The organism is Acidocella sp. C78 (assembly GCF_907164655.1).
Genome location: NZ_CAJQZK010000074.1, coordinates 1 through 23,137, shown reverse-complemented (window position 1 = coordinate 23,137; position 23,137 = coordinate 1). Strand labels below are relative to the sequence as shown.

The window sequence follows — 23,137 nt, the reverse complement described above, 5'->3', positions numbered from 1 at the left end:
TTTGGGGAAAAATAACCGGGAGGGCGCTGGTTTTCGCTTGCCGGAACGGCGGGTTTCATGCTCAGTTTCTGAGAACGATTTCGAGAGCCCGTTGCGGCAGGCAGGAAAGACACCGCCCCGATGGCCGTCAGTATCAAGGATGTGGCCCGCGCCGCCGGGGTTTCGCCGGCGACGGTCTCGCGCACGCTCGGCGGCGGCGCGGTCAGCGCCGCGCTGCGCGACAGGGTCGAGGAGGCGGTGCGGCGCACCGGCTACCGGCCCAACCTGTCCGCCCGCCGCCTCCGCTCGCAGGAGTCGCAGACGGTCGGGCTGATCGTCGCGGACATCTCGAACCCGTTCTTCACCGCCGTCGCCCGCGCCGTCGAGCATGCCGCCTACGCCGCCGGCCTGCGCGTGATTCTCTGCAACACCGACGAGAATCCCGAGAAGGAGGCGATGTATCTCCAGCTCATGGAGCAGGAGCGCGTCACCGGGGTGATCTTCGCGCCCACCCGCGCCTCGGTCGAGCGGCTCGATCGCGGCGGCCGGCCGCCTTATCCGATGGTGCTGATCGACCGCGCCGGCCGCGCCAGCGGGCAGGACGCCGTGGTGCTCGACAATTTCGCCGCCGGACCCTGCTGGTCGAGCACCTGCTCGGCCAGGGCTACCGGCGCATCGCCGGGCTGTTCGGCAATGCCAGCACCACCGGCATCGAGCGGCGGGACGGCTACGAGGCGGCGATGCGCCGCGCCGGGCTCACCCCGGCCGCGCATTTCGCCGCCCCCAGCATCGCGGCGGCGGAGCAGGAAATCGCCCTCTGGTTCGCGCGCGGCGCCCTGCCGGAGGCGCTGATCGCCAGCAACGGCCTGCTGCTGATGGGGGCGGTGCGCGCGCTGCGCGCCGCCGGACGGCGAATGCCGGAGGATCTCGCGGTCGCCGGGTTCGACAATGAGAGCTGGACCGACCTGATCGGCCCGGGCATCACCGTCATCGAGCAGCCGGTGGCCCAGATCGGCGCCGAGGCGATGCGCCTGCTGCTGGAGCGGCTCGACGCGCCCGCCGCCCCGGTGCGCAAGATCGTGCTCGGCGGGCGCTGCGTCATCCGCGGCTCGACCGCGCCGCGCGCCGTGAACGAAGCCGCCGAATAGACCCTACCCGCGCCCCCTCATCCGCATTTCGACCAGCCGCAATGCAGGCAGCTCAGGCAGCCCGCCTCGCGCACCAGGCCGGGCTGGCTGCATTTCGGGCAGAGCGCGCCGAGCGGGGTTGCGGCCGGCACCTCCGCCACGCGCTTCTGGTCCGAAGGCGGCACCAGGAACCCGGTCTCGACCATGTGCCGCTCGATCACGTCGCCGATCGCCGCGACCAGCGAGGGCACGTAGCGCCCGCCGCTCCACTGCCCGCCGCGCGGATCGAACACCTGCTTCAGCTCCTCGGCCACGAAAGCGACCTCGCCGCCCCGGCGGAACACCGCCGAGATCATCCGCGTCAGCGCCACCACCCAGGCATAATGTTCGAGATTCTTCGAGTTGACGAACACCTCGAACGGCCGGCGCACCCCGTCCTGCTCGATGTCGTTGATGGTGACATACATCGCGTGCTCGCTGTCCGGCCAGCGCAGCTTGTAGGTGGCCCCGATCAGCTTGTCGGCGCGCACCAGCAGCCCGGCGGCGGTGGTCGCTGGCGCGGGCGCCGGCTTCGCATCCGCCGGCGGCGCGACCTCCAGCACCGAGCCGGTGATCGCGTTCGGCCGGTAGGTGGTGCAGCCCTTGCAGCCGCTGCGATAGGCGTCGAGATAGACCTCCTGGAACGCCTCGAAGCCGATATCCTCCGGCACGTTCACCGTCTTGGAGATCGCGCTGTCGACATGGCGCTGCACCGCCGCCTGCATCCGCACATGCTCGGCCGGGGTCAGCTCCTGCGCGGTGACGAAATGCGCCGGCAGGGCCGCGCTCTCGCCGAATTTCGCGCGGAACAGGCGCAGCGCGTAGTCGGTCACTTCCTCCTCGCGCCGGCTGCCGTCGCGTTGCAGCACCTTGCGCGTATAGGCCAGGGCGAAGACCGGCTCGACCCCGCTCGACACATTGTCCGACAGCAGCGAGATCGTCCCGGTCGGCGCGACCGAGGTGAGCAGCGCGTTGCGGATGCCGCCGGCCGCGATGGCGGCGCGCACGTCCTCGTCAAGCCCGCAGACGGTCTCGCCGGCGAGGTATTTCTCCGCGTCATAAAGCGGGAAGGCGCCCTTCTCGGCGGCGAGGGCGGCGGAGGCGAGATAGGCGGCGCGCTCGATCTGCCGCGCCCAGTCGCCGGCGCGGGCGGCGGCCTCCGGCGTGCCGTAGCGCAGGCCGCACATCATCAGCGCATCGGCAAGCCCGGTCATGCCGAGGCCGACCCGCCGCTTGGCCGCCGCCTCCTCGCGCTGCGCCTCCAGCGGGAAACCCGAGGCGTCGATCGTGTCATCGAGCATCCGCACCGAGATGGTCACGAGATCGGCAAGCTCCGCCTCGTCGATCCGCGCGCCGGGGCCGAACGGATCGCGCACCAGCCGGGCGAGATTGATCGAGCCGAGCAGGCAGGCGCCATAGGGCGGCAGCGGCTGCTCGCCGCAGGGATTGGTCGCGTGGATCGTCTCGCAGTAATACAGGTTGTTCCGCTTGTTGATCCGGTCGATGAAGATCACCCCCGGCTCGGCATAGTCATAGGTCGCGCGGGTGATCGCCTCCCACAGCGCGCGGGCCCGCAGCGTGCGATACACCTTGCCGTCGAACACGAGATCCCACGCGGCATCGGCCTCGACCGCGCCCATGAAATCGTCGGTGACGAGCACCGAGAGGTTGAAGTTCCGCAGCCGCCCCTTCTCGCGCTTGGCGGCAATGAAGGCCTCGATATCGGGGTGGTCGCAGCGCATCGTCGCCATCATCGCGCCGCGCCGCGCGCCGGCGGACATGATGGTGCGGCACATCGAATCCCACACATCCATGAACGAGAGCGGGCCCGACGCATCCGCCCCCACCCCGCGCACCGCCGCCCCCCTCGGCCGGAGCGAGGAGAAATCATAGCCGATGCCGCCGCCCTGCTGCATGGTCAGCGCCGCCTCGCGCAGATGGGCGAAGATGCGGCCGAGATCGTCCTCGATGTCGCCCATCACGAAACAGTTGAACAGCGTCACCCGCCGTGCCGTGCCGGCGCCGGAAATGATCCGCCCGGCGGGGACGAAGCGGAAATCCCGCAGCGCCTCGTAGAACGGCGCCTCCCAGCGCGCGGGCTCGCGCTCGGTCGCGGCCAGCGCCCGGGCGACGCGCCGCCAGGTGTCCTCCACCGTGTGGTCCACCGGCGCTCCGGCCTCGTCCTTGAAACGGTATTTGGCGTCCCAGATCTGCGCCGAGATCGGCGCCATCGTGTCGATCACGGAGGGAAGGGAAGCGGAAAACTCTGCCGGGATATCCATGTCGATCACTCCGATCTGGCGTTCGGGCGCAAGCGGCGCCGACTCGGGCCGGCACCGATCATACCAGCGCAGCCCCGAGGGCCGCCACCGCGGCGCCGCTCATGCCCAAAGACGGATCAGACGCGGCTCAGGGGCGGGGCGCGTCGCGGAACGCCTCCCAAGCCGGCTCCAGCCGGCGCCGCGCCTTCCGCGCCCGGCGCTTCGCCCAGCGCCGCACCAGCGCGCCCACCGGCACATCATCGGCGGCGAGCCCTTCGGCAAGCCCGCGCGCGACCGTGGCATCGTGGAACCGGCCGAGCTGGTCGAGCACCGCCCCGGCGGCGGCGCGGAACCTCCCGAGCGGCAGGCCGGGCGCGACATCCTCCAGCGCCTCGGCGGCGTAGTTCGCCCGTTTCAGCGCCCGGCGCAGCGCGTGCAACTCCTTGTCCGACAGGCGGCCGATCCGCCGCCCGCGCCGCCGGGCCCGCCGGTCCAGCAGGCGCAGCAGCTCCGGCGCCAGCGCCTCGACCGGAAGGTTCGTCGCCTCCGGCGCGATGACGGATGGCCCGGCCGCCCAGCTCGCGATCTCGCCGGCGAGATCGGCGCATTCCGCCGCCGCCCCGCTCGAAGCGAGACGCGCGCGCGCCGCGCCCCGCGCCTCGTCCGACGCCGCCAGCACGGATGCCGCCGCCGCCGCGTCCACCCCCTTCATCGCCGCCGGAAACGATCGCAGGCACGCCACGTCCCAGTCCCGGACCGGGCCGTAGGCGCGGCCCAGCTCGCGCAGCGCGACATCGTAGCGCCGGCGTTCCACCTTATCGAGGCAGGGGGCGAACAGCGCGAGCACGCTGCGCAGCCGGCGGATCGCGACCCGGCGGCGATGCACCGAATCGGCGTCGCCGGCATCCTCGCGGCCAAGCTCGGCGCAGCGCGCGGCGACGATCCGCCGCCAGGCCGCGCGCACGCGCGCACGCCGCCTGCGCGGCTTCGCCGCCGCCCCGGCCTCTGCCCCGGGCCGGGCTGCGCTCTCAGCCTTCATCGCATCCCTCCGCGATCGCGGTCGGACCGCAAGGCCTTACCCTGCGCCCGCGCGGCGCGCGGCGTCAATGCACCAGAATTGCCGCGCCGAGGCTCGCCGCCGCCATCAGCGCCATGAAGATCACCAGCGGCGCGCCCGTCTTGCCGCGCGAATAGACGCTGGCATAGATCGCGTGAAACACATGGTTCGAGCCGGTGGCGATCAGCACCGAAGCCATCTCGACCGGATCGGGCGCCGCCCCGGCGCCATGGGTCGCGAGGCTGACGATGAAGGGGTTGATGTCGGTGACGCCGACGATGCCGGCCAGGGTGTAGAGGCCGGAACTGCCATAGATCCGCATCGTCACCGAAGCGAGGATCGAGACGATGACGAACAGCACCCCGAAGGTCGCCGCGGTGCCGAGGCCGAGCGGGTTGGAGACATTGACGATCGGCGGCACCGCGGCCTTTCGGTCGCGCAGCCTGTACCACCCCAGCGCGAGCAGCCCGCCAAAGGCGCCGACCGCGAGCATCCACGGCGCCAGCGCCAGCGCCATGTCCGGGTTGAACAGCAGGATCACGGCGAGCAGGCGCGGATACATCACCGCGTTCGCCACCACGATGCCGCTCTGCGCCTCGACCACCGCCTGCGCCTCGGCGCCCGCGCGGCGGGCGAGCACCACGGTGGTCACGGTCGAGGAATAGATGCCGCCGAGAAAGGCGACCAGCAGCCCCGAGCCGCGCGGCACCACGTAGCGGCGCAGCAGGTAGCTCGCATAGGAAATCGACGAGACCGCGACCATCGCGAGCCACGCCTCGTGCGGGGTGACGCGGGTGATGGTCGTCACCGGCCGGTCGGGCAGCAGCGGCAGCACGAGGCCGGTGATCAGCAGGAACCGCCCGGCATTGACGATCTCGGCGAGGTCGATCCCGCGCGCGAGGCTGTGCAGCGTCTCGCGCGCCGTCAGCAGCAGCGTCGCCGCGACGGTGAGCCCCACCGCCATCCAGAACGGTCCGGCCAGCGCCAGCGGGCCGATCAGGAAGGCGACCAGGTTGGACAGCGGCGCCATCAGCCCGACATTGCGCGCCCCGTCCGGGGCAAGCTCCTCCATGCCGCGCCAGTAATAGAGGCCGAGCCAGAGGCCGAGCACGGCGAGCCCGGCGCCGAGCAGCAGCGGCGGCGCGGGGTCGAGCGCGAAGAGCACACCGCCGGCGAGGGCGAGCAGCGGAAAGCTGCGCACCCCGCCGGGCCTGCGTCTGCCGGTGCGGGCGTTGAAATCCTCGTAGGCGAGGCCGAAGAAGAAGCCGAGCCCGACAATGATGAGCCAGGCGACGAAGCCGGTATGCGTCAGCGTCGTCACGATCGCGCCCCGCTGCATCCCGCCCCCGTCATCCGCGCGCCCTCCGCTGGCGCCGGTTTTGCCCCGGCGCGACTCATGATACCGGAATGAACGATGCGCCGCGCCCGCCTTGCCGGCAAGCCGGCGCGGAATGCCCCGATCGCAGCACAGGAGCCCGCCCCATGAAGACCCACCGCATCGCCGCCATCCCCGGCGACGGCATCGGCCCCGAGGTGATCGGCGCCGGGCTCGACGTGCTCGCCGCCCTCGCCCGCCGCGATGGCGGCTTCGCGCTCGACGTCACCCGCTTCGACTACGGTTCGGACCATTACCGCCGGCACGGCGTGATGATGCCGGATGGCGCGCTGGAGCGGCTGAAGACGTTCGACGCGCTCTATTTCGGCGCCGTCGGCGCGCCGGACATCCCCGATCATGTGACACTCTGGGGCCTGCGCCTCGCGATCTGCCAGGGGTTCGACCAGTATGCCAATGTCCGCCCGACCCGGGTGCTGCGCGGCCTCGCCTCGCCGCTGCGCGACTGCGCCCCGGCGGATCTCGACTGGGTGATCGTGCGCGAGAACAGCGAGGGCGAATATGCCGGCCAGGGCGGCCGCTCGCATCGCGGCCACGCGGAGGAGGTGGCGACGGAGGTGGCGATCTTCACCCGCGCCGGGGTCGCGCGGATCATGCGCTTCGCCTTCGCCCTCGCCGCGTCGCGCCCGCGCCGGCATCTCACCGTGGTGACCAAGTCGAACGCGCAGCGCCACGGCATGGTGCTGTGGGACGAGGTCGCCGCCGCGACCGCGCGCGATTTCCCCGCCGTGACGTGGGACCGCATGCTGGTCGATGCGATGACGGTGCGCATGGTTCATGATCCCGCGAGCATCGATACGGTGGTGGCGACCAACCTGCACGCCGACATTCTCTCCGATCTCGCCGCCGCACTCGCCGGCTCGATCGGCATCGCGCCGACGGCGAACATCAACCCGGAGCGGACCTTCCCCTCGATGTTCGAGCCGATCCACGGCTCCGCCTTCGACATCACCGGCAAGGGCGTCGCCAACCCGGTGGGTGCGTTCTGGACGGCGGCACAGATGCTCGACCATCTCGGCGAGGCGGATGCGGCGCGGCGTCTGATGGCGGCGGTGGAGCGCGTCACCGAGGCCGGCATCCGCACCCGCGATCTCGGCGGCGACGCCACCACGGCGGCGGTCACGGCAGCGGTGATCGGCGCGATCGAGGGCGGCAACGCATAGGCGGCGCGCGGCGCGCACCTCTTGCGCCGGCCCCGCCCATGCGCAATTCGATAGTCAGGCAACGAGCACGAGGAGCAGCGATGATCACCGGCAGCTTTCCGACCACCCGCCTGCGCCGCAACCGCCGCGATGGCTGGACGCGGCGCATGGTCGCCGAGACCACGCTGACGGTCGACAACCTGATCTGGCCGATCTTCGTCCGCGCCGGCGATGGCGACCCGACGCCGGTGGCGACCATGCCCGGCGTCGTGCGGGTCGGGCTCGACCGCCTCGCCGCCCATGTCGAGCCGGCGGCAAGGCTTGGCATTCCCGCCATCGCGCTGTTTCCCGCCACCCCGCCCGAGCTCAAGAACCCCGAGGGCACCGAGGCGCTGAACCCGGACAACCTGATCTGCCAGGCCGCCCGGCTGCTCAAGCGCGAATTCCCCGGCATCGGCCTGATCGGCGATGTGGCGCTCGACCCGTATACCGATCACGGGCATGACGGCGTGCTGCGCGAGGGCTACGTCGCCAATGACGAATCGGTCGAGATCCTCGAACGCCAGGCGGTGAACCAGGCGCTCGCCGGGATCGACGTGATCGCGCCGTCGGACATGATGGACGGGCGGATCGGCAGTATCCGCGCCGCCCTCGATTCCGAGGGGCTGATCGACACCCGGATCATGAGCTACGCCGCCAAATACGCCTCGGCCTTCTACGGCCCGTTCCGCGAGGCGCTCGGCTCGAACGCGGCGCTGAAGGGCGACAAGAAGACCTACCAGATGGACCCCGCCAATACCGACGAGGCGCTGCGCGAGGTGGCGATGGACATCGACGAGGGCGCCGACATGGTGATGGTCAAGCCGGGGATGCCCTATCTCGACATCATCCGCCGCGTGCATGAGCGCTTCGCGGTGCCGACCTTCGCCTATCAGGTGAGCGGCGAATACGCGATGCTCGCCACCGCGATGGAGCACGGGCTGCTCGACCGCGAGCGCGGCATTCTCGAAACGCTCATGGGCTTCCGCCGCGCCGGCGCCGCCGGGGTGCTGACCTATTTCGCCATCGAGGCGGCCACCCTGCTGCGGCGCGGCTGAACCGGAGTCGGGAGGCCGGGCGGCAGCTTCGCGCCGTGCAGTGATTTATGCTGGCCGGGCGGCAGCTTCGCGCCGTGCAGTGATTTATGCCGGCCGGGCGGCAGCTTCGCGCCGCCCGGGTCACTCACATCCCGAGCGCGCGGCGGTAGACGTCGATCAGCATTTCCTGCTCCTCGACCTCGGCCGGTTCCTGCTTGCGCAGCCGAATCAGCTGGCGCAGCACCTTGACGTCGAACCCGGCCGATTTCGCCTCGGCGTAAATGTCCTTGATGTCCGAGCCGAGCGCCTTGCGCTCCTCCTCGAGCCGCTCGATGCGCTCGACGATGCTGCGCAGCCGGTCGGCCGCGATGTTGCCGTGGCTCGCATTGTCTTCCTGGGTTTCTGCCGCATCGAACGCCATGTGTCTTTCTCCGTCGGATCGGTCGGACGCGCGGGATAGAGCGCGCGCCCGCGCCGGTCAATGGTCCTGCCGGCTCGAAGCGGCGAAGGCCGCCTTCTGCGCGTCGCTGGCCGGGGTCTGGTGGCGCGCCTGCCACTCTTTGTAGGGCATGCCGTACACGATTTCGCGCGCATCGGGATCGCTCAGCGCGAGTCCGCGCGCCTCCGCCGCCTCGCGATACCAGCGCGAGAGGCAGTTCCGGCAGAAGCCGGCGAGGTTCATCATGTCGATATTCTGCACATCCGTCCGCTCGCGCAGATGCGCGACGAGCCGGCGGAAGGCCGCCGCTTCGAGTTCGGTGCGGGTGGCGTCGTCGAATCGGTCGTCGGTCATGGAAAAGATCTCCTTCCGCGCGCGGCAGGTGGTCATTGTCGCGCTTGTTTGCCATAGAGACGTTTAACACGACGCCGGAGACGGCGCGACACGACAACCCGGACACCGGGGACTTGGCAGGAAGACAGACCGAAAAGGGGGTTCACCATGGCATCCAGGCTGCGGCGTCATCGGCGCACGAAGATTGTTGCGACCATCGGACCGGCGAGTTCGACGCCGGAGATGCTCGCCCAGCTCTTCGAGACGGGTGCCGACGTGTTCCGGCTCAATTTCAGCCACGGCACGCATGAGGACCATCTGGCGCGGCTGCAACTGATCCGCGCGCTGGAGCGGAAATTCGACCGCCCGATCGGCATCCTCGCCGATGTGCAGGGGCCGAAGCTGCGGGTCGGCCAGTTCCGCGGCGGGCGCGTGCAGCTCCAGGCCGGCGCCGAATTCCAGCTCGACCTCAACCCCGCCCCCGGCGATACCCGCCGCGTCAACCTGCCGCATCCCGAGATCATCGCGGCCGCGAGCATCGGCGCCACCCTGCTGCTCGATGACGGCAAGCTCCGCCTGCGGGTGCTGCGCAAGCGCGAGGACCAGCTGCTGACCGAGGTCGTCACCGGCGGCCCGCTCTCCGACCGCAAGGGCGTCAACGTGCCCGACGTCGTGCTGCCGATCCCGGCGCTGACGAAGAAGGACCGCGCCGACCTCGCCTTCGCGCTCGAACACGGCATCGACTATATCGGCCTGTCCTTCGTCCAGCGCGCCGCCGACGTGCTGGAGGCGAAGGAGATCGCCGCCGGCCGCGCCCTGGTGATGACCAAGATGGAAAAACCCCAGGCGCTCGACAATCTCGACGAGATCATGGACGCGACCGATGCCGTCATGGTCGCGCGCGGCGATCTCGGCGTCGAGCTGCCGCCCGAGGAAGTGCCGATCGTGCAGAAGCGCATCATCCGCGCCGCCCAGCAGCGCGGCCTGCCGGTGGTGGTCGCGACCCAGATGCTGGAGAGCATGATCTCCGCCCCCGCCCCCACCCGCGCCGAGGCGTCGGACGTGGCGACGGCGGTGTTCGACGGCGCCGATGCGGTGATGCTCTCGGCCGAGAGCGCCGCCGGCCAGTATCCGCGCGAGGCGGTGAACATGATGGACCGGATCGTCGCCCGGGTGGAGCGCGACGATGACTGGCGGCGGACGATCGACGCCAAGCGGCCGGACCCCGAACCCCATTCGGCCGATGCCATCGCCCGCGCCGCCGAACAGGTTGCGCACACGATCGGCGCCCGCGCCATTGTCGCCTTCACCAGTTCCGGCGCCAGCGCGCTGCGCGTCGCCCGCGAGCGGCCGGATTGCCCGGTGATCGGCCTGACCCCCAGCCTCGACACCGCCCGCCGCCTCGCCGCGGTCTGGGGCGTGCACGCGGTGGTGGCGCAGGATGTCGGCTCGATGACCGAGGCGGTCGCGCTTTCGGCCAAGGTCGCGCGGCAGGAGGGCTTCGCCCAGCCGGGCGAGGAGATCGTCGTCGTCGCCGGCGTGCCCTTCGGACAGAGCGGAACGACCAACGCGCTGCGCGTCGCCAGAGTGTAACGCGCGCCCCCTTGCATCGCGCCAAAGCCCGGGCAACACTGCGCCCCAGGGAGGATTTCACATGATCGCAATCACCGTTCTCTATCCGAAGACCGAGACCTCGACCTTCGACACCGCCTATTACCACGACAAGCACATGAAGCTGGTCGGCGAGCGCTGGAACGCGATGGGCCTCAAGGGCGCCACCGTGCTGCACGGGATGAACGGGCCGGATGGCTCGGCCCCGCCCTATGCCGTCATCACCACCCTGCATTTCGAGAGCCTCGCCGCCTTCGGCAAGGCGGTCGAGACCCACGGCGCCGAGGTGATGGGCGATATCGGCAATTTCACCAACGTCCATCCGGTGCTGCAGTTCAGCGAAATCGCCGCCTGAGATCAAATTTTACCCGACATTTCTTTACTTCCCGGCGCTTCCGGGCGTATTTCAAGACGGTCGCCGGCTCCGGCGGCCGCCGTTTCCGTTGCCGATCGGAGTGCGCATGCGCCGGATTGCCCTGTTCCTGTCCGCTGCCCTGGCTTATGCCGGCACGGCCTCTGCCTGTCTCACGCCGCGCAACCAGGAGGCGCTGGACGTGATCGGTCTGAAAAGCACGTTGATGGTCTCAGCCCTCACCTGCGGCCAGCGCAACGAGTACGACCGCTTCATGACCCGCTTCCAGCCCTACATCCTGCGCGAGCAGCATGTGATGGACGCCTATTTCCGCGAGCATCACGGCCGCGCCTTCCACCATTACGAAGACAGCTACGTGACCAATCTGGCGAACGTGCAGTCGACCGCCGGCATCCGCCAGGGCACGGCGTTCTGCGCCGCCAGCGCGCAGCTTTTCGGCCGGGTTCTGGCGACACCCGACCAGGCGGCGCTCACCACCTTCGCCCGGCAGCACCCGGCGACCCAGCCGGGTGTCGTACTCGCCTGCGGAATCGTGGAAACCAGCGGCTTCCGCCGCATCGAGCGCTTCGCGCCGGCGCCCTGACCGCCGCATGACCAGGCTGGCGAACGCGCCCAATTTCCGCGATGTCGGGGCCCTGCCGCTCGCCGGCGGCGGCAGCCTGCGCGCCGGCACGATCTACCGCTCCGGCCAGCTCTCCAGCCTTGACGAGGCCGATCTGCGGCGGGTGGAAACCCTTGGCATCCGTCTCGTCTGCGACCTGCGCAGCAGCGGCGAGCGGCAGCGTTTCGCCTCGCGCTGGCCCGCCCTCGCCCCGGCGCGGACGATCGAGATGCCCGCCAGCACCGATCATGGCGCCGGAATGCAGAACCTGATCGACCGGCTCGCCGGCGAACCCGGCGCGGCCGGCGCGCGGCGGGCGATGCTCGATCTCTATGCCAGCCTGCCCGGCCTGCTTTCGCCCACGCTGGCCACCGCCAGCGAGGCGATGGCCAGCGGCTGGGGCGTGCCGGTGCTGCTGCACTGCCATGTCGGCAAGGACCGCACCGGCGTCGCCACCGCGCTGCTGCTCAAGGCGCTCGATGTCAGCCACGACGCCATTCTCGCGGATTACGAGGAAACCGGCCGCCGCATCGATATCGCCGAGGAAACCCGGTATATCGCCCGCGGCCTGAACAAGCGGTTGGGCACCACGGTCGATCCCGGCGCGCTGGACGCGCTCGGCCGCACCGATCCGGCCTATCTCGACAGCGCCTTCGCCGCGATCGAGCGCGAATGGGGCGGGGTCGATGCCTATCTGACCGCCGTCGGCATCACGGCGAGCCGCCGCGCGCGCCTCGCCGCCCTGTTCCACGCCTGAACCTTACCGCCTGATCGTCTCACCGCCGACCGCTCGCCCCCGCTTCCGCGGGGAGCGTTGCTGCATGGCCGGCCTTCAGCCTCTCGGTCGCGACGCCGGACATCGGTGCGAACGAAAACACCCCGGCATCGCTGCCGGGGTGTTCCAAACTTTTATGCAGGCTGCGCTTAGTGCAGGATGATTTCCACGCGGCGGTTCTGCGGCTCGCGAACGTTCGGGCCGGTCGGCACCAGCAGATGCGTCTCGCCAAAGCCCTTGATCACGATGTCGTTCTTGGACACGCCATCGGCCACCAGCTGGGCGGCGACGTTGTTGGCGCGGCGAAGCGACAGCTTCATGTTGTAGCCGGCAGCACCCGAAGTGTCGGTATAGCCGTTGACATTGAGGCGCGTCACCTTCGTGGTCTGCGACGCCTTCGCCGCCTCGGAGACGATCTGCTGCGCGCGCGGCGTCAGGTTCGCCTTGTCCCAGTCGAAGAAGACGAGGTAGGTGCGGGCCGGAGCCGGGGCGGGTGCGGCGACCGGGGTCGGCGCGGGGGCCGCGGCCGGGGCCGGCGGCGCGGGCGGGAACAGCTCGTAGCGCAGCCCGACCATCACCATGTTGTTGCCTTCGTCGCCGACCTTCACGCTGCCGGCGGTGCTGCGATAGTTCACGCTGCTGGTGGTGCCGAGATAGCGGTATTCGACGGTGGCGGACAGGCCGGGCGCCGCCGGGATCGGGAAGGACAGGCCGGCGATCGCCTGATAGGCGAAGGTGCCGGGCGTGCCGTTGATCCGCAGGGCGGAGGTGCCGGCATTGTTCCACTCAAGGAACTGGTAGCCGACGCCGGCGCCAAGATACGGATAGACATAGGGCATGCCGATGTCGAAATCATACAGCGCATTCGCCATCACGCCGTATTTCTGCTCCTTGCCGGACGCAACGGCCTGGGCATTGCCGATATGCAGCTTGGCGACCTGGTTGCTGAAATAATCGCCTTCGAGCTCGACACGGAAACCGTTGCCGAAGCCGTAGCCAACGGATGCCTGACCAGTGAAGCCGTTATGGAACAGGGCCTTTGTCTTGCCCGCGCCCGTCAGGGCCGCCGGGCCGCTCTTCACGGTGCGGCTGCTCATGATGTTGTAGCCAAGGCCGAGGCTGACATAGGGGCCGGTCACCGGCTGGGCCATCGCCGCGGCGGGAAGCAGGGCGGGGGCCGCGATGAATGTCGCCGCCAGAAGTGTCGTGCGCAATTTCATTCTCATCTCTCCTCGAGCGCCGGAGCGTGTTTGGAACAACGAAGGGTATCCGTTCGCTGCCGACTATGTAGCATCGGCATCGAATGTTCAGGAGGGTATCCTTTCGTTAACGCTTCCATTTCCCACTGGTGTTGCGACAAAACCACAGACTGCCTGACAAGGTGACAATTTGGGCCACGCTCAGCCACCCGTTTCGGCTGCGCGCCGGGCGCGGGCGGAGATTTCATTAACAAAACTTCATCGGGACTTCAGCAACAATCGGTGACCTGAACGCCGGCCGGCGGGTTCAGGAACAGCCGATCAGCCGGAAGGTCACCGCGGCATCGCCGACGACCGCAGCGCCCGGCTCGGAGCGGATCAGCCAGCCGCGGAACAGCTCGTGGCCGGAATCGTTGCGCCGCACACTGAGATAGACGGCGGCATCGGGCGGCATGTCCGGCGGGCGGACGACGCAGGCGCCGACCCTGATGCGCAGCGTTCCCTCGGTCAGCCGGTCGCCGACCGCAGCGGTTACCCGGCTGACCGCGCCATCCGCCTTGAACAGGACATCGAGGGTCGCCGATTGCCGTGGCATCCAGTCGGGCTTGACCCGTTCCGGAACAGCGGGCGGCAGGGCGGCCTGCGGCGTGCCGGGCGAAGGCGGGGCGATCAGGGGCGCGCCTGTCAGCCCGGGAAGATCGGGGGCGTTGGGCAGGTTGGGCGCGGGCAGCGCGCCCTCCGGCATCGTCGCGCCCGGCGTCGTGGCTCCGGGTGGGGCGAGCGGCGCGCGCGAGACCGGCGGAGCGGACCGCGCGAGAACGGAGCCGGGCAGCAGGGCGAGAACCGCCGCGGCGCAGGCCCCGCACGAAGCGGCGCGCCGCCGCCTCATTTCGTGCCCGCCGACGCCGCCGCGCCGTTTTGCGCCTTGCCGGCGGAGCTTGCGAAATTGGCGGCACTGAAGACGAACTTGCCGAGCAGGGATTCGATGTTGATGGCCGACTGGGTGGCGGTGATCGCCTGGCCGGGGGAGAGCATCGTCTCCGAGCCGCCGGGCGCGATCGAGACATAGTCGCCGCCGAGCAGCGAGGCGCTCTCGATCGCGGCGCTGCTGTCCTTCGGGATCTTGATGTCGGGCTGGATGCGGAAGCGCACGATCGCGGCATAGGTCTGCGGGTCGAGCGCGGTGCGCGTCACCTCGCCGACCGTCACCCCGGCGATCTTCACCGGCGCGCCGACCGCGAGCGGGCCGATGCTGCCGAACCGGGCGGTCAGGTCGTATCCGGCGCCGCCGATACTGCGGGTGCGCGACGCGGCATAGGCCAGAAACACCCCGGCCGCGACGATCACGACCAGGCCGGCGACGATTTCGGAGATCCGCTTGTTCATCACGCCTTTTCCGCCTTGAGCAGGCCCATGGGATCGCCGCCGCCGCGGCTCAGCCTTCCGGCGTCCAGGATTCGTAGTCGCCCGTGGTGACCCGCCGCGCGCCGCCGCGATAGTCGTGCCCGCGCGGCCGATAGGCGCCGGCGGTGCCCGTCTGGTTGGGCTGGTGCGGCTTCTGCCAGGGGCGGCGGGCGGTTTCGGAGAGCGGCTCGTCGGTCAGGAAATGCAGCCATGAATGCCATTCCGCCGGCACCATCGAGGCTTCGCGCGCGCCGCCGGCATAGATCACCCAGCGGCGCTTGCGCCCGTCGGGGCGGGTTGGCGTGCGTTCCTCGAAATACCGGTTGCCGAAACTGTCCTGCCCGACCAGCGCGCCGTGGCGCAGCGTGTGCAGTGTCAGGCCGGGATTGGCCAGCAGGCGCCGCAGGCCTCCGAGCGAGGCGAGGGTCGGCGCCGCCGCGCCCGCCATATCGCGGTTTTCATTCATGCCCTGCGCTATACAACAGACCGCGGGTGCGGTCCATCCGCCGGGCGGGAGTCGAGGCGCGCGCGTTATCCACAAGATTTTGTGCGACCGCCCGGCGATATCCACAACATAAGGACAGGCCGCGCTGGAAACCGGCGCGGGAACGGCGTAGGGTTCCCGCATGATCAAGGATCGCTCCGGCAAGCGCCGCCCTCCACAGCACAGCGCCTGGCGCGGCATTCGGTTGCAGCGGGTGATGGCCGGCGCCGACCCGGACGCGGCGCCCGAGCCCGCGATCGTCCCGGCGAGCTGGCCGGCGCAGGCGGCGGCGGGGCTGGTGGCGCTGCGGGCGGCGCCGGGGCTGATCGGCGCCGACGAGGCGGCGGCGGCCTGGATCGCGCCGATCGTGGCGGTGGCGGACCCTGGCCGTGGCGCGGATCTCGGCGCGATGCTGCATGGGTTGGTGGCCTCGGGCCGCGCCGCACCCAGCCCGGGCATCTGGCGGGGACAGGCCGAGCCGGTGCCCGGTTTCGTGTTCAACCTGCCGCGGTTTCTCGACGAGGGCGACAGGTTCGATGCCGCCGGGTTCGGCGCGGCGGTGGAAGCCGCGGTGACGGCGCTGGCGCTGGCGCGGCCGGCGGCGCAGCGACTGGCGCTCGGGATGGCCGATCTCGCGCTGCTGCTGGCCCGGCTCGATATCGATTACGCAAGCGCCGCGGCGCGGGACATCGCGGTGACGATCGGCGCGCTGCTCGCCGCCCATGCCGATATCGCCTCCGCCGGGTTGCTTGCGCGCGGCATCGCGCCGGGGGTGCCGATCGCGCCGGTGCCGGTGCCGGCGCGCTGCGCCCTGCCCGGCCTGCGCGACGCGCTGCGCGGGGCGCGCGAGCGCGCCCTGGCCTGCGGGGTGCGGCAGCATCGCAGCCTGACCGGGCTGCTGCCGCCGGGGCCGGTCGAGATGCTGCTCGGGGTCGAGACGGTGGGGATCGCCGCCCCGCTCTCGGCGCTGGATTCGGAAGGCGGGCTCGCCCGCTGGGCGCGGGCCCGGCTCGCCGCCTCGGGCCGCAGCGCCGAAGCGGCGCTGGCCGCGACGATCGCCGGACATGATCCGTTCGGCGTGACCGATGCCGCCGGGATCGCGGCGATGCGCGAGGCCATCGCGCCGGTCTGCGCCATCCTGCCCGAGACGGCGAGCCCGCCGGCGCCGCGCGCCGCCTCCGCCGGGCGCGGCAAGCTGCCGGCGCGGCGGGGCGGCTACACCCAGAAGGTTTCGGTGGGCGGGCACCGGCTGTTCCTGCGCACCGGCGAATATCCCGACGGGCGGCTGGGCGAGATCATGATTTCGCTGCCCAGGGATTCCGCGACGCTGCGCGGCATGGCCGAGGCCTTCGCCGGGGCGGTCAGCATCGGGTTGCAGCATGGCGTGCCGCTCGACGAGTTCGTCGACGAGTTCGCCTTCACCCGCTTTGCACCGGCCGGCGCGGTGGAGGGGGATGCGGCGATGAGCCAGGCGACCTCGCTGCTCGACTATGTGTTCCGGCACCTGGCCGCGACCTATTCGCAGCGGCCCGACCTCGCGGCACTCGACCTCGCCGAGGAGGGTGCCGGGCCGAGACCGCCCCGCTGCTGCCGCTCGACCTGCCGGAGACCGGCACGGCGCGACCGAAGCGCCAGCGCCCCGTTCTGAAACTCGTGAGCTGACCCATGGACATCCGCGCCCGCCTCGCCGAGACTGGCATCGTTCTCCCGCCAGCGGCGAAGGCCGTGGCCAATTACGTGCCGGTGGTGGTCGCCGGGGGGATGGCGATCGTCAGCGGGCAGTTGCCGCTGGTCGATGGCCGGCTCGCGGCGATGGGCAAGCTCGGCGACGGGGTCTCGATCGAGGATGGCACCGCGGCGGCGCGGGCCTGTTTCATCAACCTGCTCGCGCAGCTCGACGCGCATGTCGAGGGCGGGCTTGATGCCGTGGCCCGGGTGGTGCGGCTTGGCGGATTCATCGCGGCGACGGCGGATTTCGCCGAGCACGCGAAGGTGATGAACGGGGCGTCCGACCTCGCGGTGGAGATTTTCGGCGAGGCGGGGCGGCACGCGCGCTCGACCATCGGCGTCGCCTCGCTGCCGCTGGATGCGGCGGTCGAGGTCGAGGGGATGTTTCTGCTCCGCTGATTGCGCCGCGCCGCCCTTGCGCGTATCTCCCGGTTGCACTGCAAAAAGGGGAGATCAGATGAGCGCCATCGCCGATATCACCGCACGGGAAATTCTCGACAGCCGCGGCAATCCGACCGTCGAGGTCGATGTCATCCTGGATTCGGGCGCGATGGGCCGCGCCGCCGTTCCCTCCGGCGCCTCGACCGGGGCGCATGAGGCCGTCGAGCTGCGCGACGGCGACGCGGCGCGCTTCGGCGGCAAGGGCGTGCAGCGCGCGGTGGCCGCGGTCGAGGGCGAGATTTTCGACGCGATCGGCGGGATGGACGCCAGCGAGCAGGTCGCCATCGACGAGATCATGATCGATCTCGACGGCACGCCCAACAAGTCCCGCCTGGGGGCGAACGCGATTCTCGGCGTGTCGCTCGCGATCGCCAAGGCGGCGGCGGACGAGATCGGGCTGCCGCTCTACCGCTATCTCGGCGGTGTGTATGCCCGCACCCTGCCGGTGCCGATGATGAACATCATCAATGGCGGCAAGCATGCGGACAACCCGATCGACATTCAGGAATTCATGATCCAGCCGGTGGGCGCGGCGAGCCTCGCCGATGCGGTGCGGATGGGGGCGGAAGTGTTCCAGGCGCTGAAGAAGATTCTTCACGATGCCGGGCACAACACCAATGTCGGCGACGAGGGCGGGTTCGCGCCGGGGCTGAAATCGGCCGAGGAGGCGCTGGGCTTCATGACCCGCGCGGTCGAGGCGGCAGGGTATCGCGCCGGCGAGGACATCGCCTTCGCGCTCGATTGCGCGGCGACCGAATTCTACAAGGACGGCAGATATCACCTCGACGGCGAGGGCAAGGTGCTCGATGCCGGGGGGATGACCGACTATATCGCCGCCCTGGCGAAGCGCTTTCCGATCATCTCGGTCGAGGACCCGCTGGCCGAGGACGACTGGGAGGGCTGGGCGCATTACACGCGCACGCTCGGCGGCGCGATGCAGGTGGTGGGCGATGACCTGTTCGTCACCAACCCCACACGGCTGCGGCGCGGGATCGAGGCGAAATCGGCCAATTCGATCCTGGTGAAGGTGAACCAGATCGGCACGCTGAGCGAGACGCTGGAAGCGGTGGAGCTGGCGCAGCGGGCGGGGATGACGGCGGTGATCAGCCATCGTTCGGGCGAGACCGAGGATGCGACCATCGCCGATATCGCGGTGGCGACCAATGCCGGACAGATCAAGACCGGGTCGCTGGCGCGGTCGGACCGGGTGGCGAAGTATAACCAGCTCATCCGCATCGAGGCGGAACTCGGCGCGGCGGCGCGCTTCGCCGGGCGGACCATCCTGCGCGGCTGACGCGCGGCATCGCCCGCGCCGGCGCGGTGCGGGCGGGGGACCGACAGGGATTTGACGGGTTGGGGGCGGTGACGCGCGGCGTTGCCGCCCTTTTCGCATCCGCCCTTGGATCAGCCGGTATCGAGCCGGAGGTCGGGGCTGATCGGGCAGGCGCGGTTGCCGGGCGGCAGGATGAAGGGCGATTCCGGCAGGGGCGGCGCGAGGACGCGCGGGCGATGGCGGGGTGGGCGCGGGCGGGCTTGTCGCTTCCGGGCGGGGCGCGGGCCGGCTGATCGGGGCGGGCGGGGCGGCGCAGCATGGCGGGCGGCCTGATGCCGAGCAGGTGGCAGAGCGGGCGCAGGGCGCGGCCGGTGGCCGGGCGCGCGGCGACGAGGGCGACCATCGCCGGATCGTCGAGCAAATGGCAGAGCTGGGCGCGGATGGCGGCGGTCGCGGGCAAGGCGAGGATGAGCCAGGCGAAGCGGCGCGGCAGGGCGTCCGCTCCCGGTGACGTCGTCGCGGCGTAAGCCGCGCTCGCCGCAGGCTGGGCGTAAGCCGCGCTCGCCGCAGGCTGGGCGTAAGCCGCGCTCGCCGCAGGCAGGGCGTAAGCCGCGCTCGCCGCAGGCAGGGCGTAAGCCGCGCTTGCCGCAGGCTGGGCGTAAGCCGCGCTCGCCGCAGGCTGGGCGTAAGCCGCGCTCGCCGCAGGCAGGGCGTAAGCCGCGCTTGCCGCAGGCTGGGCGTAAGCCGCGCTCGCCGCAGGCTGGGCGTAAGCCGCGCTCGCCGCATACGCGGCGGGACTTCTGTTTGCCGCAGGCGCGGCGGGACGGGACGGTCTGGCCGGGGCGCGGGCGGCGGCGGCGAAGCGGGCGCCGAGGCGGGACAGGCGGCGGGCGATGCCGACGAGAAACGGCCCGGCGAGCCCGGCGGCAAGGCCGGTTGCGGCGACAAGCGCGGTCAGCCCGGCGAGGATGCGGGCCAGACGGCGGGCGATTTCGTCATTTTCAGTCATGGTGATGTTTGAACCACAAACATCCGGGGGTGGGCAAGGCGTTTCGCGCCGGTGGCGGGTGGCGGGTGGCGGGTGGCGGGTGGCGAGAGGGGCGTCATCGAAACGTCGCGTTCAAATAACTGGAAAAGTCTTTCGAAACTGGCGAGAGTGACGGCAATCAACGGTGCGGCTTCAGAGCGTCATCCGCTCGGATGGCTCCATCTGATCGGGTGAAGATGCGCCATCGATCAATATCATGGAGCACAATGTCCGATCCGGATGGATCGGAGGGCGCTCACAGGGAGGGTGGACGATGACGCAGCTGACGGAGAGGGAGGCGGCGGCGGCGACCGCCGCCACGGCGACGGAGATGACCACGGCGGCGGCGGTGGCGCTGTTCGACCGGCTGGAACCGGCGCCGGCGGAGATGATGACCGGGCGCTGGCGGGGCGAGGGCATACGCACCGGGCACGCGATGGACGGGATGCTGGAGGCGACGCGCTGGCACGGGAAGAAGTTCGACGGGCCGGATGCGGTGCATCCGCTGGTGCATCGCGGCCTCGGCGGCGGGCTCTATTGCGTGAACCCGGCGCTGCTGGCGATCCGGGCGACGACGGCGATGCCGTTCCGCGACGCGATCCTGCGGGCGGTGTTTCCGCTGGCCGGGCCGTTGCTCGCGACACGGCGGCACCGGGCGCGGCTGCGCAGCATTCTGTTCCGCGGCCGGCTGCACGCGGCGATGCTTTACGACGCGAAGCCGATCAACGACGTGTTCGCCCGGATCGACGACGACCGGGTGATGGGGTGGATGGACTTCAAGGGCATGGAGCAGCCGTATTTCTTCAGGCTGATCCGGGAGTGACCGGTAAAATCTAGAGCATCACATTGAGAAACAGAGCATCTTTATCCGATCAGATGATTCCATCTGATCGGATGATGCTCTGGCGCGGCTTGTCGCGGAAGCTTCTGGCGGTGACGAGGGCGAGGAGCACGGCGGCGAGGGCCGGGATGGCGATGAGGGAGGGCAGGGTTTCGGCGAGCAGGCCGGAGAGGGCGGCGCCGCCGAGATAGATGCCGAGCATGCCGGACTGGCGCAGCACGACCGGGGTGAAGGGCGAGACATCCGCCCTGCCTGCCGCAGCGAGCGGCGCAGCGCGGCGCCGACCGCGCTCATCACCAAAGTGAGGGTGTTGGTGACGACGACGGTGTTGATGCCGGGGATGTTGATTTCCCGCGCCGCGATGCTTTGCAGGCCCATGGCGAAGGCGCCGGTGAGGATCATGACATAGAGCAGCGGGCCATAGACCGGGTGGCGGGTGATGGCCCAGAGGACCAGCACCAAAGCGAGGCAGGTGGCCTCGGCGCCGATCAGCAGGCGGAGGCGGCGGGCGCGGTTGTGGCGGGCGGCGGCCTCGTTGGCGATGGTGCCGGCGATGCTGCCGCAGCAGAAGCCGAACAGGGCGGCGAGCGAGCGCTGGGCGGCGAGGATGTGCCCCTGGCCGAGGGCGAGGCCGAGCAGGGCGGTATTGCCGGTCATCGCCGAGGTGAAGACGTCATGGAATTTCAGGAAGGCGAAGATGTCCGCGCTGCCCGAGACGAAGGCGAGGGCGGCGAGGGTGAGATCGGCCGCGGTGAGGAAGGTGGCGTTGGCGTGGTCCATCATCGTGTCCTGTCGGGGTGGGGCCGGGCATCGGAAGGCCGCGCACAATATCCGATCCGGCGGGATCGGGAAGGGCGCCGGGCCGGCCTCAGGGTGGACGCGGGCGAAGGGATGGCAGGTCAGGCCCAAGGAGAAAAGAGCGAGGCCCTTAGGCCCAAGGAGAAAAAGGGCGAGGCCCTTAGGCCCAAGGAGAAAAAGGGCGAGGCCCTTAGGCCCAAGGAAAAAAAGGGCGAGGCCCTTAGGCCTCGACCGGATCGAGATCGAGCGCGTATCCGGCGGCGCGGACGGTGCGGACGAGATCGATGTCGGTCGCGGTGTTGATGGATTTGCGCAGGCGGCGGATATGGACATCGACCGTGCGGGGCTCGACATGGATGTCCCGCCCCCAGACGGCGTTCAGCACGTCCTCGCGCGAGAAGACGCGGCGGGGGTGGCGCATGAAGAATTCGAGCAGGCGGAATTCGGTGGGGCCGAGATGCAGCAGGCGGCCGCCGCGGGTGACGCGGTGGGTCGCGGGGTCCAGCTCGAGATCGTGGAAGACCAGCGGGGACTTGCCGGACGGTGCCGCTGCGCGCAGCAGGGCGCGGATGCGGGCGATCAGCGCCTCGGGCGAGAAGGGCTTTGGTGATGTAGTCGTCCGCTCCGGTTTCGAGGCCGCGGACGGTGTCCTGATCCTCGGCGCGGGCGGTGATCATGATCACCGGCAGATGGCGGGTGGAGGGCTTGCGGCGGAGCTGGCGGCAGACCTCGATGCCGGACATGGTGGGCAGCATCCAGTCGAGCAGGACGATGTCGGGCATCGCCTCGTTGATGCGGGCGAGCGCCTCGCCGCCATCGCCGGCCTCATCGACCCGGAAGCCGGATTTTTCGAGATTGTAGCGCAGCAGGGTGACCAGCGGGGCCTCGTCCTCGACCACCAGCACATACGGCTTCGCCCGTCTCGCTCATTTCGCTGTCTCTCCTCAGGGGCGGCGCCAGGCGCGGGGCTCGCCGACAGATCGCCCTTGGGCCGGGCATCGGGCAGGGTCTGGCCGGTGGCGGCGTAATAGGTCAGCTCGGCGATGTTGGTCGCGTGGTCGCCGATGCGCTCGAGATTCTTGGCGATGAAGAGAAGATGCGTGCAGGCGGTGATGTTGCGCGGATCTTCCATCATGTAGGTGATCAGCTCGCGGAAGATGGTGGTGTAGAGATCGTCGATCATCTGGTCGGCGCGCCAGACCGAGATCGCCTTCACCGGATCGGCCTCGCTGATCGCATCGATCGTGGATTTGAGGCTTTCCTGCACGAGGCGGGACATCTGCGAGAGGCTGGCGAGCGGCCAGGTGGTGCCGGACTGGTTGAGCACGAGGGTGCGCTTGGCGACATTCGCCGCGTAGTCGCCGATGCGCTCGATGTCGGTCGTGACCTTCAGCGCGGCGACGACCTGGCGGAGATCGTCGGCGACGGGCTGGCGGAGGGCGAGGACGCGGACGGCGAACTGCTCGATCGCGCGTTCATCGGCATCGACCTTCGCGTCCATCTCGACGACGCTTGCGGCGATCGCGCTGTCATGGGTGAGGAGCGCGGTGATGGCGTCGGCCAGCTCGGTTTCGACGAGGCCGCCCATCGCGGCGATCATGTCGCGCAGGCGGGCGAGGTCGGCCTCGAAACTGCTCAGGATGTGCTTGCTGTCTTCGGGCATCGAGACCTCCTCAGCCGAACCGGCCGGTGATGTATTCCTGCGTGCGCTTCTCGCGCGGGGCGGTGAACATCTG

21 protein-coding genes and 3 pseudogenes are annotated in these 23,137 nt (G+C 70.2%); 11 read left to right on the top strand and 13 right to left on the bottom strand.

The genetic code is table 11. The features are described 5' to 3' along the window. The first annotated feature begins 120 nt into the window (after positions 1 to 120). Positions 121 to 1,127: pseudogene (locus ACIDOCELLA78_RS94255) on the top strand (LacI family DNA-binding transcriptional regulator). A gap of 17 nt (positions 1,128 to 1,144) precedes the next feature. Here the strand turns inward: ACIDOCELLA78_RS94255 and ACIDOCELLA78_RS94250 are convergent. The 3 genes from ACIDOCELLA78_RS94250 to ACIDOCELLA78_RS94240 form a co-directional block, all read right to left on the bottom strand. Further along, complete coding sequence (locus ACIDOCELLA78_RS94250; RefSeq protein WP_201729540.1) at positions 1,145 to 3,427, bottom strand: adenosylcobalamin-dependent ribonucleoside-diphosphate reductase; 2,283 nt, start codon at positions 3,425 to 3,427, stop codon at positions 1,145 to 1,147. 127 nt (positions 3,428 to 3,554) lie between these two features. Then, the gene (locus ACIDOCELLA78_RS94245; protein WP_201729539.1) at positions 3,555 to 4,445 is read right to left on the bottom strand and encodes a CHAD domain-containing protein; all 891 of its coding nucleotides are present in this window, start codon (positions 4,443 to 4,445) and stop codon (positions 3,555 to 3,557) included. Positions 4,446 to 4,509: 64 nt separating this feature from the next. Then, positions 4,510 to 5,802 (bottom strand): DUF4010 domain-containing protein, encoded by a 1,293-nt coding sequence (locus tag ACIDOCELLA78_RS94240; RefSeq protein WP_201729538.1) that lies wholly within the window; start codon positions 5,800 to 5,802, stop codon positions 4,510 to 4,512. Positions 5,803 to 5,945: 143 nt separating this feature from the next. Between ACIDOCELLA78_RS94240 and ACIDOCELLA78_RS94235 the strand changes: the two genes are divergently transcribed. Further along, complete coding sequence (locus ACIDOCELLA78_RS94235) at positions 5,946 to 7,019, top strand: tartrate dehydrogenase (protein ID WP_201729537.1); 1,074 nt, start codon at positions 5,946 to 5,948, stop codon at positions 7,017 to 7,019. 80 nt (positions 7,020 to 7,099) lie between these two features. Then, entirely contained in the window at positions 7,100 to 8,095 is a 996-nt protein-coding gene (gene hemB / locus ACIDOCELLA78_RS94230) for a porphobilinogen synthase (protein WP_201729536.1), read from the top strand. Between the two features lie 124 nt (positions 8,096 to 8,219). Here hemB and ACIDOCELLA78_RS94225 read toward each other — a convergent pair whose 3' ends face one another. Together ACIDOCELLA78_RS94225 and ACIDOCELLA78_RS94220 are read right to left on the bottom strand one after the other, a co-directional pair. Beyond that, complete coding sequence (locus ACIDOCELLA78_RS94225; RefSeq protein WP_007422238.1) at positions 8,220 to 8,495, bottom strand: DUF2312 domain-containing protein; 276 nt, start codon at positions 8,493 to 8,495, stop codon at positions 8,220 to 8,222. A 57-nt stretch (positions 8,496 to 8,552) separates the two neighbouring features. After that, positions 8,553 to 8,867, bottom strand: a complete 315-nt coding sequence (locus tag ACIDOCELLA78_RS94220; protein ID WP_201729535.1) for a DUF1244 domain-containing protein — start codon at positions 8,865 to 8,867, stop codon at positions 8,553 to 8,555. Positions 8,868 to 9,014: 147 nt separating this feature from the next. Here ACIDOCELLA78_RS94220 and pyk point away from each other — a divergent pair, with 147 nt between their 5' ends. The 4 genes from pyk to ACIDOCELLA78_RS94200 all read left to right on the top strand — a co-directional run bounded on the left by pyk (position 9,015) and on the right by ACIDOCELLA78_RS94200 (position 12,188). After that, on the top strand, positions 9,015 to 10,439 hold the full coding sequence (gene pyk / locus ACIDOCELLA78_RS94215) for a pyruvate kinase (RefSeq protein ID WP_201729534.1): 1,425 nt from the start codon (positions 9,015 to 9,017) through the stop codon (positions 10,437 to 10,439). A 61-nt stretch (positions 10,440 to 10,500) separates the two neighbouring features. After that, positions 10,501 to 10,812, top strand: coding sequence for an EthD family reductase (locus ACIDOCELLA78_RS94210; RefSeq protein ID WP_201729533.1), 312 nt, complete (start codon positions 10,501 to 10,503; stop codon positions 10,810 to 10,812). A 106-nt stretch (positions 10,813 to 10,918) separates the two neighbouring features. Then, on the top strand, positions 10,919 to 11,413 hold the full coding sequence (locus ACIDOCELLA78_RS94205; protein WP_201729532.1) for a hypothetical protein: 495 nt from the start codon (positions 10,919 to 10,921) through the stop codon (positions 11,411 to 11,413). Between the two features lie 7 nt (positions 11,414 to 11,420). Continuing rightward, positions 11,421 to 12,188: a tyrosine-protein phosphatase gene (locus tag ACIDOCELLA78_RS94200; RefSeq protein ID WP_201729531.1), complete on the top strand. Its 768-nt coding sequence runs from the start codon at positions 11,421 to 11,423 to the stop codon at positions 12,186 to 12,188. Between the two features lie 167 nt (positions 12,189 to 12,355). On the opposite strand, the gene ACIDOCELLA78_RS94195 is transcribed toward ACIDOCELLA78_RS94200, so the two are convergent. The 4 genes from ACIDOCELLA78_RS94195 to ACIDOCELLA78_RS94180 form a co-directional block, all read right to left on the bottom strand. Then, complete coding sequence (locus ACIDOCELLA78_RS94195; RefSeq protein WP_201729530.1) at positions 12,356 to 13,426, bottom strand: OmpA family protein; 1,071 nt, start codon at positions 13,424 to 13,426, stop codon at positions 12,356 to 12,358. A 286-nt stretch (positions 13,427 to 13,712) separates the two neighbouring features. Beyond that, positions 13,713 to 14,294, bottom strand: a complete 582-nt coding sequence (locus ACIDOCELLA78_RS94190) for a DUF2155 domain-containing protein (RefSeq protein ID WP_201729529.1) — start codon at positions 14,292 to 14,294, stop codon at positions 13,713 to 13,715. Then, positions 14,291 to 14,791 carry an outer membrane lipid asymmetry maintenance protein MlaD gene (mlaD, locus tag ACIDOCELLA78_RS94185; protein ID WP_201729528.1) on the bottom strand — a complete coding sequence of 167 codons (501 nt, stop codon included), beginning with the start codon at positions 14,789 to 14,791 and terminating at the stop codon, positions 14,291 to 14,293. The genes ACIDOCELLA78_RS94190 and mlaD overlap by 4 nt, the downstream gene beginning before the upstream one ends. A 49-nt stretch (positions 14,792 to 14,840) precedes the next feature. Continuing rightward, complete coding sequence (locus ACIDOCELLA78_RS94180; RefSeq protein WP_374223264.1) at positions 14,841 to 15,275, bottom strand: NADH:ubiquinone oxidoreductase subunit NDUFA12; 435 nt, start codon at positions 15,273 to 15,275, stop codon at positions 14,841 to 14,843. A 160-nt stretch (positions 15,276 to 15,435) separates the two neighbouring features. Here ACIDOCELLA78_RS94180 and ACIDOCELLA78_RS94175 point away from each other — a divergent pair, with 160 nt between their 5' ends. The 3 genes from ACIDOCELLA78_RS94175 to eno are packed head-to-tail and all read left to right on the top strand — an operon-like array spanning position 15,436 to position 18,756. Further along, complete coding sequence (locus ACIDOCELLA78_RS94175; protein ID WP_249676522.1) at positions 15,436 to 16,941, top strand: TSCPD domain-containing protein; 1,506 nt, start codon at positions 15,436 to 15,438, stop codon at positions 16,939 to 16,941. A 17-nt stretch (positions 16,942 to 16,958) separates the two neighbouring features. Next, entirely contained in the window at positions 16,959 to 17,420 is a 462-nt protein-coding gene (locus ACIDOCELLA78_RS94170) for a RidA family protein (RefSeq protein WP_201729527.1), read from the top strand. 58 nt (positions 17,421 to 17,478) lie between these two features. Beyond that, a complete protein-coding gene (eno, locus tag ACIDOCELLA78_RS94165) occupies positions 17,479 to 18,756 on the top strand; it encodes a phosphopyruvate hydratase (RefSeq protein WP_201729526.1) in 1,278 nt (425 codons plus the stop codon). Here eno and ACIDOCELLA78_RS94160 read toward each other — a convergent pair. Further along, positions 18,689 to 19,744, bottom strand: a complete 1,056-nt coding sequence (locus tag ACIDOCELLA78_RS94160) for a hypothetical protein (RefSeq protein WP_201729525.1) — start codon at positions 19,742 to 19,744, stop codon at positions 18,689 to 18,691. The two genes, eno and ACIDOCELLA78_RS94160, sit on opposite strands and share 68 nt — an antisense overlap. Positions 19,745 to 20,036: 292 nt before the next feature. Here ACIDOCELLA78_RS94160 and ACIDOCELLA78_RS94155 point away from each other — a divergent pair, with 292 nt between their 5' ends. Beyond that, positions 20,037 to 20,585 (top strand): GXWXG domain-containing protein, encoded by a 549-nt coding sequence (locus ACIDOCELLA78_RS94155; protein WP_201729330.1) that lies wholly within the window; start codon positions 20,037 to 20,039, stop codon positions 20,583 to 20,585. Positions 20,586 to 20,603: 18 nt separating this feature from the next. Here ACIDOCELLA78_RS94155 and ACIDOCELLA78_RS94150 read toward each other — a convergent pair whose 3' ends face one another. The 3 genes and pseudogenes from ACIDOCELLA78_RS94150 to phoU form a co-directional block, all read right to left on the bottom strand. Continuing rightward, positions 20,604 to 21,383, bottom strand: a complete 780-nt coding sequence (locus ACIDOCELLA78_RS94150) for a YoaK family protein (protein ID WP_249676519.1) — start codon at positions 21,381 to 21,383, stop codon at positions 20,604 to 20,606. 238 nt (positions 21,384 to 21,621) lie between these two features. Beyond that, positions 21,622 to 22,306 (bottom strand): annotated as a pseudogene (gene phoB, locus ACIDOCELLA78_RS94145) (phosphate regulon transcriptional regulator PhoB). Positions 22,307 to 22,350: 44 nt separating this feature from the next. Further along, a pseudogene (phoU, locus tag ACIDOCELLA78_RS94140) lies at positions 22,351 to 23,064 on the bottom strand (phosphate signaling complex protein PhoU); the annotation flags it as partial. Positions 23,065 to 23,137: the final 73 nt, after the last annotated feature.

What these genes read in the sequence shown, in the direction of transcription:
- mlaD (WP_201729528.1), bottom strand. Translation starts at nt 14,791, where the DNA reads ATGAACAAGCGGATCTCCGAAATCGTCGCCGGCCTGGTCGTGATCGTC.
- ACIDOCELLA78_RS94210 (WP_201729533.1), top strand. Translation starts at nt 10,501, where the DNA reads ATGATCGCAATCACCGTTCTCTATCCGAAGACCGAGACCTCGACCTTC.
- ACIDOCELLA78_RS94200 (WP_201729531.1), top strand. Translation starts at nt 11,421, where the DNA reads ATGACCAGGCTGGCGAACGCGCCCAATTTCCGCGATGTCGGGGCCCTG.
- ACIDOCELLA78_RS94220 (WP_201729535.1), bottom strand. Translation starts at nt 8,867, where the DNA reads ATGACCGACGACCGATTCGACGACGCCACCCGCACCGAACTCGAAGCG.
- ACIDOCELLA78_RS94235 (WP_201729537.1), top strand. Translation starts at nt 5,946, where the DNA reads ATGAAGACCCACCGCATCGCCGCCATCCCCGGCGACGGCATCGGCCCC.
- ACIDOCELLA78_RS94160 (WP_201729525.1), bottom strand. Translation starts at nt 19,744, where the DNA reads ATGACTGAAAATGACGAAATCGCCCGCCGTCTGGCCCGCATCCTCGCC.
- ACIDOCELLA78_RS94205 (WP_201729532.1), top strand. Translation starts at nt 10,919, where the DNA reads ATGCGCCGGATTGCCCTGTTCCTGTCCGCTGCCCTGGCTTATGCCGGC.
- pyk (WP_201729534.1), top strand. Translation starts at nt 9,015, where the DNA reads ATGGCATCCAGGCTGCGGCGTCATCGGCGCACGAAGATTGTTGCGACC.
- ACIDOCELLA78_RS94175 (WP_249676522.1), top strand. Translation starts at nt 15,436, where the DNA reads ATGATCAAGGATCGCTCCGGCAAGCGCCGCCCTCCACAGCACAGCGCC.
- ACIDOCELLA78_RS94155 (WP_201729330.1), top strand. Translation starts at nt 20,037, where the DNA reads ATGACGCAGCTGACGGAGAGGGAGGCGGCGGCGGCGACCGCCGCCACG.
- ACIDOCELLA78_RS94170 (WP_201729527.1), top strand. Translation starts at nt 16,959, where the DNA reads ATGGACATCCGCGCCCGCCTCGCCGAGACTGGCATCGTTCTCCCGCCA.
- ACIDOCELLA78_RS94225 (WP_007422238.1), bottom strand. Translation starts at nt 8,495, where the DNA reads ATGGCGTTCGATGCGGCAGAAACCCAGGAAGACAATGCGAGCCACGGC.
- ACIDOCELLA78_RS94250 (WP_201729540.1), bottom strand. Translation starts at nt 3,427, where the DNA reads ATGGATATCCCGGCAGAGTTTTCCGCTTCCCTTCCCTCCGTGATCGAC.
- ACIDOCELLA78_RS94245 (WP_201729539.1), bottom strand. Translation starts at nt 4,445, where the DNA reads ATGAAGGCTGAGAGCGCAGCCCGGCCCGGGGCAGAGGCCGGGGCGGCG.
- ACIDOCELLA78_RS94240 (WP_201729538.1), bottom strand. Translation starts at nt 5,802, where the DNA reads ATGCAGCGGGGCGCGATCGTGACGACGCTGACGCATACCGGCTTCGTC.
- hemB (WP_201729536.1), top strand. Translation starts at nt 7,100, where the DNA reads ATGATCACCGGCAGCTTTCCGACCACCCGCCTGCGCCGCAACCGCCGC.
- ACIDOCELLA78_RS94180 (WP_374223264.1), bottom strand. Translation starts at nt 15,275, where the DNA reads ATGAATGAAAACCGCGATATGGCGGGCGCGGCGGCGCCGACCCTCGCC.
- ACIDOCELLA78_RS94195 (WP_201729530.1), bottom strand. Translation starts at nt 13,426, where the DNA reads ATGAAATTGCGCACGACACTTCTGGCGGCGACATTCATCGCGGCCCCC.
- ACIDOCELLA78_RS94190 (WP_201729529.1), bottom strand. Translation starts at nt 14,294, where the DNA reads ATGAGGCGGCGGCGCGCCGCTTCGTGCGGGGCCTGCGCCGCGGCGGTT.
- eno (WP_201729526.1), top strand. Translation starts at nt 17,479, where the DNA reads ATGAGCGCCATCGCCGATATCACCGCACGGGAAATTCTCGACAGCCGC.
- ACIDOCELLA78_RS94150 (WP_249676519.1), bottom strand. Translation starts at nt 21,383, where the DNA reads ATGGACCACGCCAACGCCACCTTCCTCACCGCGGCCGATCTCACCCTC.